11 protein-coding genes and 1 pseudogene are annotated in these 13,069 nt (G+C 46.8%); 7 read left to right on the top strand and 5 right to left on the bottom strand.

Annotation, left to right across the window (positions count from 1 at the left end):
• Nucleotides 1-105: 105 nt before the first annotated feature.
• Nucleotides 106-249: pseudogene (locus G3352_RS09000) on the bottom strand (IS5/IS1182 family transposase); the annotation flags it as partial.
• 146 nt (nt 250-395) lie between these two features.
• Here G3352_RS09000 and G3352_RS08995 point away from each other — a divergent pair.
• Nucleotides 396-977 (top strand): hypothetical protein, encoded by a 582-nt coding sequence (locus tag G3352_RS08995; protein ID WP_163755810.1) that lies wholly within the window; start codon nt 396-398, stop codon nt 975-977.
• A 209-nt stretch (nt 978-1,186) separates the two neighbouring features.
• Here G3352_RS08995 and G3352_RS08990 read toward each other — a convergent pair whose 3' ends face one another.
• Complete coding sequence (locus tag G3352_RS08990) at nt 1,187-2,104, bottom strand: phosphatidate cytidylyltransferase (RefSeq protein WP_099857885.1); 918 nt, start codon at nt 2,102-2,104, stop codon at nt 1,187-1,189.
• Nucleotides 2,105-2,200: 96 nt separating this feature from the next.
• Here G3352_RS08990 and G3352_RS08985 point away from each other — a divergent pair, with 96 nt between their 5' ends.
• Nucleotides 2,201-2,740, top strand: coding sequence for a hypothetical protein (locus tag G3352_RS08985; protein WP_163755808.1), 540 nt, complete (start codon nt 2,201-2,203; stop codon nt 2,738-2,740).
• A 129-nt stretch (nt 2,741-2,869) separates the two neighbouring features.
• Here G3352_RS08985 and G3352_RS08980 read toward each other — a convergent pair whose 3' ends face one another.
• Nucleotides 2,870-3,331: a VOC family protein gene (locus G3352_RS08980; protein WP_163755806.1), complete on the bottom strand. Its 462-nt coding sequence runs from the start codon at nt 3,329-3,331 to the stop codon at nt 2,870-2,872.
• Between the two features lie 161 nt (nt 3,332-3,492).
• On the opposite strand from G3352_RS08980, the gene G3352_RS08975 reads away from it, so the two are divergent.
• The 3 genes from G3352_RS08975 (at nt 3,493) to G3352_RS08965 (ending at nt 6,556) form a co-directional block, all read left to right on the top strand.
• Entirely contained in the window at nt 3,493-3,927 is a 435-nt protein-coding gene (locus G3352_RS08975; RefSeq protein WP_090994383.1) for an Lrp/AsnC family transcriptional regulator, read from the top strand.
• A 162-nt stretch (nt 3,928-4,089) separates the two neighbouring features.
• Nucleotides 4,090-5,385 carry a GntP family permease gene (locus tag G3352_RS08970; RefSeq protein WP_163755804.1) on the top strand — a complete coding sequence of 432 codons (1,296 nt, stop codon included), beginning with the start codon at nt 4,090-4,092 and terminating at the stop codon, nt 5,383-5,385.
• A 22-nt stretch (nt 5,386-5,407) separates the two neighbouring features.
• Nucleotides 5,408-6,556 (top strand): glycerate kinase, encoded by a 1,149-nt coding sequence (locus G3352_RS08965; protein WP_163755802.1) that lies wholly within the window; start codon nt 5,408-5,410, stop codon nt 6,554-6,556.
• Between the two features lie 107 nt (nt 6,557-6,663).
• Here the strand turns inward: G3352_RS08965 and G3352_RS08960 are convergent, their stop codons facing one another.
• Both G3352_RS08960 and G3352_RS08955 read right to left on the bottom strand, forming a co-directional pair.
• A complete protein-coding gene (locus G3352_RS08960) occupies nt 6,664-7,710 on the bottom strand; it encodes a CdaR family transcriptional regulator (RefSeq protein WP_163755800.1) in 1,047 nt (348 codons plus the stop codon).
• Nucleotides 7,711-7,813: 103 nt separating this feature from the next.
• Nucleotides 7,814-8,206, bottom strand: a complete 393-nt coding sequence (locus G3352_RS08955; protein WP_163755799.1) for a winged helix-turn-helix transcriptional regulator — start codon at nt 8,204-8,206, stop codon at nt 7,814-7,816.
• A 237-nt stretch (nt 8,207-8,443) separates the two neighbouring features.
• Here G3352_RS08955 and G3352_RS08950 point away from each other — a divergent pair, with 237 nt between their 5' ends.
• Together G3352_RS08950 and G3352_RS08945 are read left to right on the top strand one after the other, a co-directional pair.
• Nucleotides 8,444-9,187, top strand: a complete 744-nt coding sequence (locus G3352_RS08950) for an SDR family oxidoreductase (RefSeq protein ID WP_163755797.1) — start codon at nt 8,444-8,446, stop codon at nt 9,185-9,187.
• 270 nt (nt 9,188-9,457) lie between these two features.
• Nucleotides 9,458-13,057: an S-layer homology domain-containing protein gene (locus G3352_RS08945; RefSeq protein ID WP_163755795.1), complete on the top strand. Its 3,600-nt coding sequence runs from the start codon at nt 9,458-9,460 to the stop codon at nt 13,055-13,057.
• The last annotated feature ends 12 nt before the right edge of the window (nt 13,058-13,069 follow it).

Raw genomic sequence — 13,069 nt, 5'->3', positions numbered from 1 at the left:
TATCTACCTAGCAGAAATTATATCAGAGCAATTTAAGTGATGAATGACATAAAATTAACATTATTTATGAATAAGGTTAACTTTATGTTATCTAGATCACAATATTAATTCGAAATGAAGTGGGTTTCCGAGCGCATCAACTACGGCATGAATTTTGGTGCCTAGTCCTCCCCGGGAACGTCCGATCGCTTGCTTTTCCCCTTTTGCGCCTGATCCATGCTGGTGAACACGCACAATCGATGAAATAATCGAGCTAACTTATAACTCATTTACATAATATGGAGCTTAATGTGAGACGATATGGTGTAGTAATTACTATAGAAGGTGCTGAATGGAAAGTTCTCTTTGGATGAATGCATCGTGCTTGTTACTTTAGATAAATGGAGGGAGTTCCAATGATGAAAAATAATAAAAATAAATCTATACTCTGGGTGTCTGCTCTATGTATTCTGCTGTTGACCAGTGCATGTGGGGCGAAAAACAACAACGAATCCGTACAGGAACACGCCTATCCACAATCAAAGCAGCCCATAGAGGAAGCGGGAAATAGTTCCGTTCCCAATATTGAGGCGAAGAATAACAATAATCAGGCGAATGAAAGTGGGAATGAAGGCAAGCCTACGGCCCAATCGGAATCCTCCGCTGATGCGGAAGGACAGGTCATGATCGTCATTGACCAGACGGATAAGCCGTCCGAGGGCAATAGCTTTGATTTTGCGATAAAACAAATTCCTGAGGGCTACGCTTTATCCGAGATGCGCTGGACGTCCAACACGGTAACGATTGTGAATTCCTACAAGGAAGCGATCGAGCATGGTGCGAATGGAAAAGAAGGATTTTATATCAGTGGTGACGGGCAATTCTCCGGATTTATCTATTCGGATGAGATGAAAGGTGAACGCGGCAAAGCAACGTTTGTCTTTACCAATGAAGAGGGGAACAAAGTCACCTCGGAGAAGGAAATTAAATTAAAATAGCCAGACAGATTATAGCCGTATGCTGTGTCTTCCGGTGATTCCATGGAGAAAGCATAAAATAGACGCGCTGTGGTTGTGTCTACACTCCTTCCATAAATGAGTAAAAGCAGCCGTCAAGGCTGCTTTTTATGGATGATGGCGCAAGCTCATACTTTGGTCTATCGACTGAGTGTGTCCGCACCTCGTATCTGTAACAGATACTGCTGCTCCTACATAAAGTCGAAGAAATAACGCACCACGTGGAACATGACCGGAGAGGTGTACGTCAGGCTGTCGACCCGGCTCAGGTAGCTTTTTTTCAGCGCATCGAACTTATTGTCATCCCCGATTAACAAATCCCGCTTCAGAACAGAAACCGTCAGACTTCCGAAGAACCCAGCCAGAGCGATTAACACACCGATGAAAAGCGCGAAACGTGCATCAAACGGAGTCAGGTAAGGGTGAATGAAATAAGAGGCAGCGGTGGTTACAACGAATGCACAGGCGAACCCTTCCCATGTCAAAAAAGGATTGGCCGTGGGTACCACTTTGCGTTTGCCCAGATAGAGCGAGGCCAGATAATGCACCACATCATTCAGCTGGGTTAACACGACCAGGAACAGGACCAGCTTTGAACCATATTCCGGTGTTGCGAACGGGAAGTAGGCCAGATGACTAAGTCCAAATACCATTAGCATCAAACCCCATTGCGTCGAGCTAACACTGCGCAGGAAACCAACCGTGCCCTTATTAATTAGACGTGGCAGGGGTAACACCAGGAAGACATATAGCGGAATAAACACGATAAACATCCCATACCATCCAATATAGATCCAGTAGAACTGTACCGGAATCGCCAGATACGCCCATAGAAACAACCTGCGATCAGCTTTGCGGGTGCTGCGGATCATGGAGAAGTACTCTTTCAGCGCGAAAAAGGTAAGTACCATGAGGGAGATCAGGGAGACAATGGGATTGAAGAGGGTGGCGAGACAAAAGATGACAAACATGCCCCACCAGGTTTTGATTTTGTTGCCAATGCCCGAATAATCCTTGTCCGGCTGAAGCCTCGTAATAATTTTGTACACGATATGTATGACCAATAAAGCAATAAAAATCAGTGTTAAGGTAAAGAGTGAACTGCTCAAGTACAATCACCTGCTTATCCAGAAGTAAGATTCCAATATAGGGTACCTATGTTATTATGAAGGAATAGTGCCAACTTGATAAGGGGAAATTTCGTTATGACAGAACCACGCTCCATCTATATCCTGCTTACGAATACGGGAACGTTGTTTACCAAAGTCATTCAGAGTTACACCAGAGCACCATACAATCATGCCTCCATCTCATTTGACCGGGAATTATCCGAGCTGTACAGCTTTGGGCGCAAGCATCCGAGCAATCCGCTGAACGGCGGGTTTGTGAAGGAAGATATTCAGACTGGTACATACAGTAAGTATCCAAATACCACATGTGTGATTTATGAGCTTCAGGTGACGGAGCGTGAAGTGGGAAAAATGAAACGGGTGCTGCACATCTTCATCCGCAGCCGCCAGAAATATATGTATAATCTGCTTGGTGTGATTGGCATTACGTTGAAGGAGCCAGTAGAGTTCAGCAACTCCTACTTTTGCTCGCAATTTGTTGCCGAGATTCTGCAGCGTTCAGGCATCAAGCTGTGGAACAAGCTGCCTGCGCTGGTGACCCCGGATGATTTTCGCCAAAGTGAACAACTGCAGCTGGTGTATGAAGGGAAGTTAAGCGATTATACGCCGGATTGAAGAGAGGGAATGAGGGCAAGGAGTATGTCTTATGCCCATACGCTCGCTGTCCTATTGCTCAAATAACATAGTATAAAACAGCCTGCCGCCACGGATTTCCGGGCAACAGGCTGTTCGGTTTGTGTAACGTTAGATAGATGGTATGGACGAATGGTCAAAATCAACCTCTTCGAGGAATTCGATCACTTCACCATTCGGGCTATGCACAACCGCATTTCGAACTTGAAGCGGGGGTTCACCAAGTGAGATCCAATCGGGTTGAATATAAGGTTTAGCACCATGAGCAAGCGCTCGCTCGTATATCTCTTCCACATTGTCTACGTAAAAGGCGAAATGCAGCAATGCCCCATGCTTCACTACTTCCGGAGAGTCTGCTGGTTCGCCTTCTGCCGCGATTACGGCTCCGGGGTCAAACAGTTCAATGCAGGTGCGTTGATCCGGTGAGATCAGCATGCACGCCTCGGTAATTTGAAAGGCGGGAAGACTCCAGGAGTGACCAACTTTAAATCCTAATACATCGGTATAGAATGAGAGGGTATCCTCATAATTACGTGCTTGAATGGCTACGTGAGCAAGTCCGTTTACACTCATGCTCATCACTCCTTCTTCAGATTGTTTTCTAAAGTATAAAGGGAACGGTGCATTGGAACCATGCGATATCAAAGGATATAATGGAGTAAGAGTTGTAATTTGTAAGCTCTTTTATCCTAAAAAACTTATTAAATTAGCCTGATTCTCAGGAGGGACTACAAATGGGTTATGTCATAGATGAGATTGACCAGCAAATTATGCGACTGCTGCAGCACCATGCACGCATGCCAATTGTACAGATTAGCAAAGAGGTGAACATGTCCCAACCTTCGGTCAAGGAGAGAATTCTCAAACTGGAGGAAAACGGGATCATATCGGGATATTCAACCATCTATGATCTGGCCAAACTAAACCGTGGAACAACGACTTTTATTTTACTCAAAACAGAGCATTGTGAGGAATTTGTTCACTTCTGTGAACAGGCTGTTGAGGTCACGGATTTATATCGGATTAGCGGTGAGTACAACTATCTGATCAAGGTACAGACGGCAACCATTGAAGAGCTTGCTGAGTTCCAAGACTCGCTTGTGAAGCTTGGTCCATCCAAATCTCATATCAGTATGAAAAATATAATGGAACACCGTGTGCTGCTCTAGGAAGCAGCGACGCACATTAGTTTAATGGTGGCAGGATATTTGATCCTGTCACTATTCATTGTGCATATGCACAATGAATTTCGTCTGTTCATCAATATTTATTTGGCTCACCAGCAACTATAATGAAAGCGTGTTCAACAAGTGCATGGGGGGAAATTGACAATGGAACCTTTAACAATTAGCTGGATCGGCGCGCTGGCAGGACTTGCAATTGCGATTATACTGATTCTGAAGAAGCTGAATCCGGTCTACTCTTTATTTCTGGGCGCAATTGTAGGCGCTTTAATTGGCGGAGCCAATCTGGAAGAGACCGTAAATATACTGGTGAACGGCACTCAAAGTGTCATGGGAACCGTGCTTCGTGTACTGGCTGCTGGGGTGTTAGCCGGGGTCATGATGGAGTCGGGGGCAGCAGAGACAATCGCCCAGGCCATCGTGCGAAAATTTGGCGGCAGTAAGGCCATTCTGGCTTTGGCACTGGCAACGATGATTATTACAGCCGTTGGGGTATTTATTCCCGTGGCCGTACTGATTGTAGCGCCAATTGCGCTATCTGTCGGTAACAAAATGGGCATATCCAAGCTGGCCCTTTTGCTTGCTTTATCCGGTGGAGGCAAGGCGGGGAATATTATCTCCCCGAATCCCAATACGATCGCTGCAGCACGGGGGTTCAATCTGGATCTCAGCAATGTCATGCTAGCAGGCGTGATTCCAGCCATCTGCGGATTAATTGTAACCGTTATCGTAGCTTCAATGCTTAGAAACAAAGGTGTAATGGTAACCGATCAGGAAGCGGAGCAGGGTGAAGTGGATACGTCACAGTACCCACCACTGAGAAAAGCGATTGTGGCACCGTTGGTTGCCATCATTCTTCTGATGATTAATCCAATCGGCTCCATTACAGGCATTACAGCATTATCTACATTCAAAGTGGATGCGATGTACATTCTGCCGATTGCGGGTATTATCGGCATGCTGGCGATGGGCCAGGGCAGAAACATTGTGAAATACACGACTTCCGGATTGAATAAAATGACAGCCACCGTACTTATTCTGGTCGGTGCCGGAGGCATCGCTGGACTGATCTCAGCATCCGATCTGTCCGGTCAGGTGGTTAGTCTTATTGAAGCGTCCGGGATATCCGGTACCTTCCTGGCGCCGATTGCCGGTATTCTGATGGCGGCAGCGACGGCTTCCACCTCGACAGGAGTTATACTTGCCACCGGTTCATTCGGAGATGCAATTCTGAACATGGGAACCGCTCCGCTCGCAGCGGCGGTTATGGTGCACACGGGTGCAACAGTTATCGATTCATTGCCACAGGGAAATTACTTCCACGTCTCGGCTGACAGCATGAAGATGACAATCAAGCAGCGGATGGGCGTTATTCCTTATGAAGCAATCGTGGGTGGAACGATGGCGATTGTAGCGACGTTAATCTACGGATTTATTCTTTAATAACACGGATGGAGTGGTAAAAATGAGAGAGACGACATTTGTACTGGCACCGGATTCATTTAAAGAGAGCATGACAGCGAAAGACGTATGTGTGGCCATGGAAAAAGGATTGCGTAAAATCTACCCAGCCGCGAACTATATTCATGTACCGATGGCAGACGGGGGCGAAGGCACCGTGCAGTCGCTGGTGGATGCTTCTGGCGGTGTAATTCACCAGAGAGAGGTGAGCGGGCCACTAGGGCAGCCTGTATCAGCGCAGTATGGCATTCTGGGCGATGGGTTAACGGCGGCGATTGAGATGGCATCGGCGAGCGGTATTCATCTGGTGACCAAGGAAACTCGGAACCCGCTTCACACGTCAACCTATGGCACGGGAGAGCTGATTCGGGCGTGTCTGGATCAGGGTATTCGCAAAATCATTATCGGAATCGGTGGCAGTGCGACCAACGATGGGGGTACAGGCATGGCCGAAGCGCTTGGTGCAACGTTTCTGGATGCAAACGGACAGCCACTTGCACGTGGAGGCGGCGCACTTGATCAGTTGGCGCATATCGATGTGACTGGGCTGGATGAACGATTGCAGGATGTGGAGTTCATTGTCGCCTGTGATGTAACGAATCCGTTATGCGGAGAGCATGGCGCCTCCCGGGTGTTTGGACCGCAAAAGGGAGCTACACCGGAGATGGTGCAGGTGCTGGATACGAATCTTTCCCATTATGCAGATGTGGTGAAGCAGCAGCTGCACAAGGATATACGTGATGTGCCGGGTGCTGGTGCGGCAGGTGGTTTGGGCGCAGGGCTTTTGATTTTTACACAGGCTGTGTTGCGCAAAGGCATTGAAATTGTCATTGAATACACTGGATTGCAAGACAAGCTGGTACATGCGGATGTGGTGTTTACGGGCGAAGGCGGCATTGATTTTCAAACGAAATTTGGAAAGACCCCTTACGGTGTGGCACGGGCAGCCAAGGAAGCAGGCAAGCCGGTTATCGCCATTGCAGGTTACATTGGTGAAGGGATAGACACGTTGTACACTGAAGGTATTGACGCGGTGTTCGGTATTGTGCCGGGGGCGGCTGATCTGGAACAACTTCTGCGCGAAGGCCCGGAGAATGTGGAGCGTACAACCGAGAATATTGCGAGAGTGCTGAAATTGGGTCTGATTTCTTAACATTCTGTGGTTCGGTTATGTGGGGTTTGAAGAGTATAAAGAGACTGAACGTAGGGACGTCCACAAGGGACAGGGCATTCCGGTTCAGTCTTTTTTTGTTGTGGGATCTACTGATAAGACGCGAGTAGTCCGTGCGTAAGTTCAATGAGCTCCAGCCAATTGCGCGGATCTTTGCCTGTAAGGGTCTGGATCCGTTTGAGCCGATATTGCAGGGTATTGCGATGGATGTTGAGATCCTCTGCAGTCGTTGACATGCTGCCATTGTGATGAATGAAACTGCGAAGCGTGTCCAGCAGATCGGCTGTGTCCTCCAGCTTACTGACGACGTTGTTATGGCTGGCCAGGTTGGCTTTGCTGAAGCGCACCAGAAACTGCACATCATCATATCGGATCAATGGTGCCACAGGTCGAAGCGCGAGCAAGATGTTCATCGCAGCTCTAGCCTGTTCATAACAGATGGCAATACTGGCGTCACGTCTACTAACAGAGATGAAAGCTTGGGGCTGTTCCTGATGTACAAGCTGGATTATCGAATCAACGTCCGATTCGCTCTGAATCAGAATAATCTGCACGTGACCATCCTCCTCGATTGAGAACGAGGGAAGCTGTAGTAATACCCGGCTTGTCTCCGTGCTAAACTCAGGGGCTTCATGTGGAAAGCGAATGTATAGAAGAACCGTCGGCAGCTGCAGATCGATATGGTATTGCGCTGCTTCCCGCCTCATTTTCTGTGAATAGGAACCGGAGTGGGCAAGCAGCCGTTCCAGAAAGGCTTTTTTCCGAGAAGCTTCATGGGCCAGACTTTCCAATTGATTGCGCTGTTCGATCAGGAGAGATACGGTCGTACGCACAATGTTGCAGAACGGCCGGACTTCATCCGGATGGCCGGATATGCCGATGACACCGACATACTGATGATTGATCCGAATCGGTTCGTTGGTGCCCATCTTTTCCAGTCTGCCATCCTGCCAGACTTCGACGCGGTCTCCGGTCGTCAGGGCACGGACCGCTCCCTGGTGAATCGTACCTACGCGTTCCTTCTGTCCGCTTCCAATGATAATGCCCTGCTCATTCATGATGTTGATGTTGTAGGGAATGTCCTGCATCATTTTATCGACAATATCCTGTGCCTGTTTTTCCGAAAGCTGCAACATTACATATCCCCCTCTCCCGTTGTGCATCTGAACGAAAGTATAGCTGACGTGCTTGTCTTAAACAAGTTTGTTTACTAAAAGGTAAAGGGCTACCATGTTGTTTTTATTCAGCTTTCGCCTCGTTATGGGATTCCCCGGCTAATTTCTCCGCATCAATCATCTGCTGGGTTCCGTTCAAGTATTCCAGATGCGCCTTGCCCCAGCCGCACATGCCATCTAACAGCGTACCAATCGTCTGCCCGTGTTCGGACAGTCTGTACTCGACCTTCGGTGGAACATCGCCATAGAGAGTGCGCACAATAATCTGATCATGTTCCAGCTCGCGCAGCTGTTTCGTTAACGTGCCCTGCGCTACATCAGGAATCATGCGTCTTAGTTCACCAAACCGTTTCGTGCCTTCCTTCAATAAAATAAACAGGATGAGTGGTTTCCATTTTCCATTAATGGCTTCCAACGTAACGAGAACACCTTGTAACCGTGGCTCTTGTAAATCCATAGTATTCACCTCGATTTAAACAACTATATATAACTCCATCATACCTGATTTTTTCGCGTTCCGCTTGTTTTGTCTATGTGAATAGGGCAGGAATAACTGTGTCATCTGGTTCCAATAGTACGAATTTTCGTACCTGGTACGATCCAATTGCGTACTGTTCAGCGCTAATCTTTTCAATAATAATGAACAAAACGCTGGTACAACGAAAGTTCTAGCGCTACGAGGGGAAGATGCAGAATGAGTCAATTTACATTGGAGAATAAACGTGTCGTGATTATAGGGGGAAGCTCTGGAATTGGACTTGCAACAGCCGTGCAGGCTGCTGAGGCTGGTGCACATGTAGTTATCGCGGGACGATCGGAGACCAGGCTAGAGGAAGCAAGGGAGCAGATTGCTAATGTCGCAGGCAAAGGCAGGACTGGCACAGTGTCCATCGAAGTTTATGTGTTGGATAATCAGGATGAACAGCAAATCGAGCAATTTTTCAATCAGGTGGGTGCATTTGATCACCTGTTCACCCCTGGAGCTGCATACACCCGTGGTCCGTTAACTTCAGATCGGGAGACGGCCGAAAGCTGCTTCAAAGGCAAGTTCTGGCCTCAATATTTTGCTGCCAAATACGCAGCTCCGTATCTATCTGCTTCGGGTTCGATTACGTTAATGTCGGGTGGCTTCAGCCAACGTCCGTTGGATGGCGGTGCTTCTTACGCTGCGTGTAACGGAGCGATTGAAAGTCTGGGCAAAGCACTTGCAGTGGAGCTCGCGCCTGCTCGCGTGAATGTCGTATCCCCCGGAACCATCTGGCGTGAGGGGCAGGAGGGTACACCTCGCGGAGAACATTTCAAAGACTATGAGAAACTGTCAGTGCTCAAGCGTGTGGGCTACAATGAGGAGATTGCACACACGGTTACGTACCTTATGACGAATACATTTACGACAGGAAGCACATTGTTTGTGGATGGAGGATATACGATGATTTGATGCGTATACTTGTTTGTTATGTAGGGAGCGGTGGATGAGTACAGGGAAGACGTGACAAAAATCTTAAATTTTATGGAATGTAGGTCTCTATAATTACTTGCAGCAGTAAAAATGATGAATAATGACGAAAAATATTTGAGATCCGGCCTATTTTTCACCTATAGGCCGGATTTTTTTCCGTTTATTGGAGTGAATGTTCAGAATCCGTTCAGAACTGTGTACTACAATAGGCCTATATTTCTACAAGCGAGATTAGGGAGGAAAGAATATATGCAATACAGGAAATTAATAAGCATGTTGCTCATTTTGGTGTTAGTAGCTCCTTGGTTAGCAGTACCGGCAGGAAAGGTAAATGCAGGGGCATCGTATCTAGCACCAGGAAATAATGGTCTATTAACGATAAAGTATGTAAACGAGAACTCAATCGAATTGCAATGGAAGTATGCAGAATCCGGATCTTCTACCCCACCTGATGTAAATTACCAGGTTTACATATCCAATGATTCTGATCTTGAAAATATGGAAGAAATCAGCGTAACATCAGGTCATCCCTACGATAATGACTGGATTAATGGCTCAGCTTCTCTTCCAGATGGTACATTTACGAAAATAATCACGAATTTAGTAGAAGGTGATACGTACTATTTCAATGTCGTTGTTAAAGATCGAAATTTGGAAACTGCATATCAAATGCAATCAATCGAATTCACTGTGCAGCTGAATGAGTTGGATCAGTATAACGAGCTCAAAAAGAAAGCAGACCGGGGTAACAGCAATGATTTTATTCAAGAAGCTATCTTGCTGCTTAGTAATAAGCAATTCATTGGCACGCCTGATTTTGAATCTTTGCCTGTAGAAGATCAGGAGGCTATTGCAAAATACTTATTAGATATCGAGGCGCCAACAAGCTATGGATACGAGAACAAGGGGCAAGTGGAGTTCTTGGTGCAATTAGCTCTGAACGCCCTTGAAGTGACTCGCCAAATCGGTGGGCCGAACGCAGTAGCTGCACTTGATGACCTGTATACGAAGCAAGCAGAAAGAATAAATCATTTTGATTATCCGAGTGCTGAAGATAATTTCTATCCACTCATTGCTGCATATAGCAATGCCTCCGAGGTAGATAAACGCACAACGGCTTATCTATACGAACTTAAACTCAAAACAACACCGACCATTTCTCGAGTTTTGAAATATACAGACACAGCTGTAGAAAAAACGCCATTCATTAATCGTGCAAACACGACTGAGGAAATGTTGAAATCGTTGGAGAAGTTCCGTGACATTGAGAAGGAGAGCATCTCATACAACACTGCGAATCCTGAAAACCCGATGATGAGCTTTCCTTTGGGTATCAGCAAAATGGATAACCTTACAACCGAAGAGCAGGGGAATTTGGCTGATCATATGCTTAATCAAAGACCGATTGGTGGGTATGCCAGCTATGAAGCCATTCAGACTGCATTTGATCAATTTTTCAATGATGATGATAACGAAAGCGATCCGTTGGCTGCCGTAAATGCTGCAAGGGTCGACAAAAGTATAGACGCTATGCGTCTGGCTATGGAGAACCAGGAATTAGGTATTGATTTCCCCAATGAATACGGTTCTTTATCTAAGAACGTCAAAGATTATGTGGCTGGGTTCCTGATTGATAATATCAAGAAGAACTATGAAAGTAAGGAACAGGTTCAATATATGATTGAGCTTGCTGTACAAGCTCAGTTGATCTGGGAGCAGAGAGGGTTGGGCGTACTTCAGGACAAGCTGGACCTATTTGCACAGAAACTGTCTGAAGGACCCGATCATTTTAAAGACCCTGAGACAGATATGCTTCGTCAAGTTGGAGATCATCATCTACAATTAAGCGAAGTTAACAAACCAATTTTCGCTTTTAAGTACCTGCATCTATTGGGATTGGAACGCATTGCAAAACAGGCTCAAGTAGAGATTGCAGATCCGCGCTTTCTGCTGGCACTGCTATCAATGCCTTTCCAGCCTCTTGAGGAGGCCACCACTATAGATCAAATGGATCAGTGGCTTGAGACAACTATGAATGAACAGTTTAACGGACACAATTTCTTTGACCAACACAAATTCAATCTTACAGGTGAACTTGATTTATCCAAGAGAGCTGATCTCAGCCCGGAAGGCAAGAAAGAACTCGCTGAATGGGTGCTTAATGAACAAGACCGCTACGAGGATACTGGGAATCTACAATATGTCATCAACCGATTCTTTACGGCCCCTAATGTAACGGGAAATGATATCAACAACACCATAACTGGCTTGGATGACACGATGGAGATCTCTCTTAACGGCAAACTGAACTGGATTGATGTTGCGTCTATTCAGAAATTTGATTTTAGCGGTGACAAAACGGTATGGGTTCGTTACAAAGCCATCAGTGACTTATTACCAGGACGCGCGGTGAAGATTGTCTTCACGGCAAATGGCGATAGCAACAACGGAAATGGCTCAACACCAAACACGGGTGGAAGTACAGGTGGTGGATCGTCAGCAACTACACCTGTAACGACTACACCGACGACGAAACAGGAACAAATCGTCGTGGACGTGAACGGAGCGAATGGCACCAACCTGACCAAAACGCCAATTACACGTACAACCGAGGCTGACGGCACGATCAAGGACCTCGTGAAAATGTCTGAGGCGATTGCCAAGGAATCGGTGGAAAAAGCGAAGCAATTAAACATGAACACTGCACGCATTGTCATCCCTGACGCAAAAGATGCTGTGTCCGAGACACGCATTGAACTGCCAAAAGCAGCGGTGAAACAGCTGAACGATGGTGGGCTTAACCTTGAGATTTCCACAGAGAACGCTATTATCTCGGTTCCAACGAAGTCGATTGCCGGATTCGACCAGGATCTGTACTTCCGCGTCGTTCCGTTGAAAAAGGAATCCGAGCGTAAAGAAGTGGAAGAACGTGCGAAGAAAGAGCAGTTGATTCAACAGATTACTCCAAATTCAAACGTGAAAGTACTGGCTCGCCCAGTTGAAATCGAAACAAATATGCAAAGCCATGAAGTAACACTGACATTGCCGCTGCGCGACAGTCTGCCAACTGACCCTGCTGCCCGCCAGCAAGCTTTGGACAACCTGGCTGTGTACATTGAACACAGTGACGGTACGAAAGAGTTGATTCAAGGCAAACTGGTGAATCTCAGCGATTCCAGTGAAGGCATCGAGTTTACAGTTAACAAATTCAGCACGTTCACGCTCGTTGTGGTGGATGGACTGAAAGCTTCCCAAGGCTCGCACAACCCGTATATCAACGGATTTGGTGCTGATTTCCGCCCGGATGCATTCGTAACCCGTGCGCAAATGGCAGCGATGCTGGCTCGTAATTTGTCTGATGAAGCGGGAACTGCATCTGCAAACGTTGTAAACTACGACGATGTATCTCCAACTCATTGGGCAGCAAGCGATATTGAAAAAGCGCAATCCGCTGGCATCATGAACGGTATGAACGCCACTCAATTTGCACCAGAGGGTTCAATTACTCGTGCACAAATGGCGATCATTGCGTACCGCTGGATACAGCAACAAAGCGCAGACGCATCAAGCAGCACAACACAAGCAACAGATGGTGCTGGATTCACAGATGTGTCTGCTGACCTTTGGGCTTCTGATGCGATTACCTACGTACAAGCGGCTGGTCTGATGACTGGATATAACGATGGTACATTTAAACCGAACAGCAATCTGACTCGTGCTGAAGCCGTGAAAGTATTAAATGTACTGTTCAAACGCACGCCGGTAACAGGCGTAACTACGCCAGCTTTTACAGACGTACCTGCAACACACTGGGCTTATGCAGACATTGAGGCTGCGGCACAGAAATAAGATAACCATTCT

This window comes from Paenibacillus sp. ALJ109b, from assembly GCF_010747435.1.
Classification (GTDB): domain Bacteria; phylum Bacillota; class Bacilli; order Paenibacillales; family Paenibacillaceae; genus Paenibacillus; species Paenibacillus taichungensis.
This window is presented reverse-complemented; position numbering and strand designations above follow the sequence as displayed.

Bases quoted from the DNA above. Each gene is read 5' to 3' on its own strand.
- G3352_RS08950 (WP_163755797.1), top strand. From the start codon at position 8,444: ATGAGTCAATTTACATTGGAGAATAAACGTGTCGTGATTATAGGGGGA.
- G3352_RS08960 (WP_163755800.1), bottom strand. From the start codon at position 7,710: ATGTTGCAGCTTTCGGAAAAACAGGCACAGGATATTGTCGATAAAATG.
- G3352_RS08945 (WP_163755795.1), top strand. From the start codon at position 9,458: ATGCAATACAGGAAATTAATAAGCATGTTGCTCATTTTGGTGTTAGTA.
- G3352_RS08965 (WP_163755802.1), top strand. From the start codon at position 5,408: ATGAGAGAGACGACATTTGTACTGGCACCGGATTCATTTAAAGAGAGC.
- G3352_RS08980 (WP_163755806.1), bottom strand. From the start codon at position 3,331: ATGAGTGTAAACGGACTTGCTCACGTAGCCATTCAAGCACGTAATTAT.
- G3352_RS08975 (WP_090994383.1), top strand. From the start codon at position 3,493: ATGGGTTATGTCATAGATGAGATTGACCAGCAAATTATGCGACTGCTG.
- G3352_RS08995 (WP_163755810.1), top strand. From the start codon at position 396: ATGATGAAAAATAATAAAAATAAATCTATACTCTGGGTGTCTGCTCTA.
- G3352_RS08970 (WP_163755804.1), top strand. From the start codon at position 4,090: ATGGAACCTTTAACAATTAGCTGGATCGGCGCGCTGGCAGGACTTGCA.
- G3352_RS08955 (WP_163755799.1), bottom strand. From the start codon at position 8,206: ATGGATTTACAAGAGCCACGGTTACAAGGTGTTCTCGTTACGTTGGAA.
- G3352_RS08985 (WP_163755808.1), top strand. From the start codon at position 2,201: ATGACAGAACCACGCTCCATCTATATCCTGCTTACGAATACGGGAACG.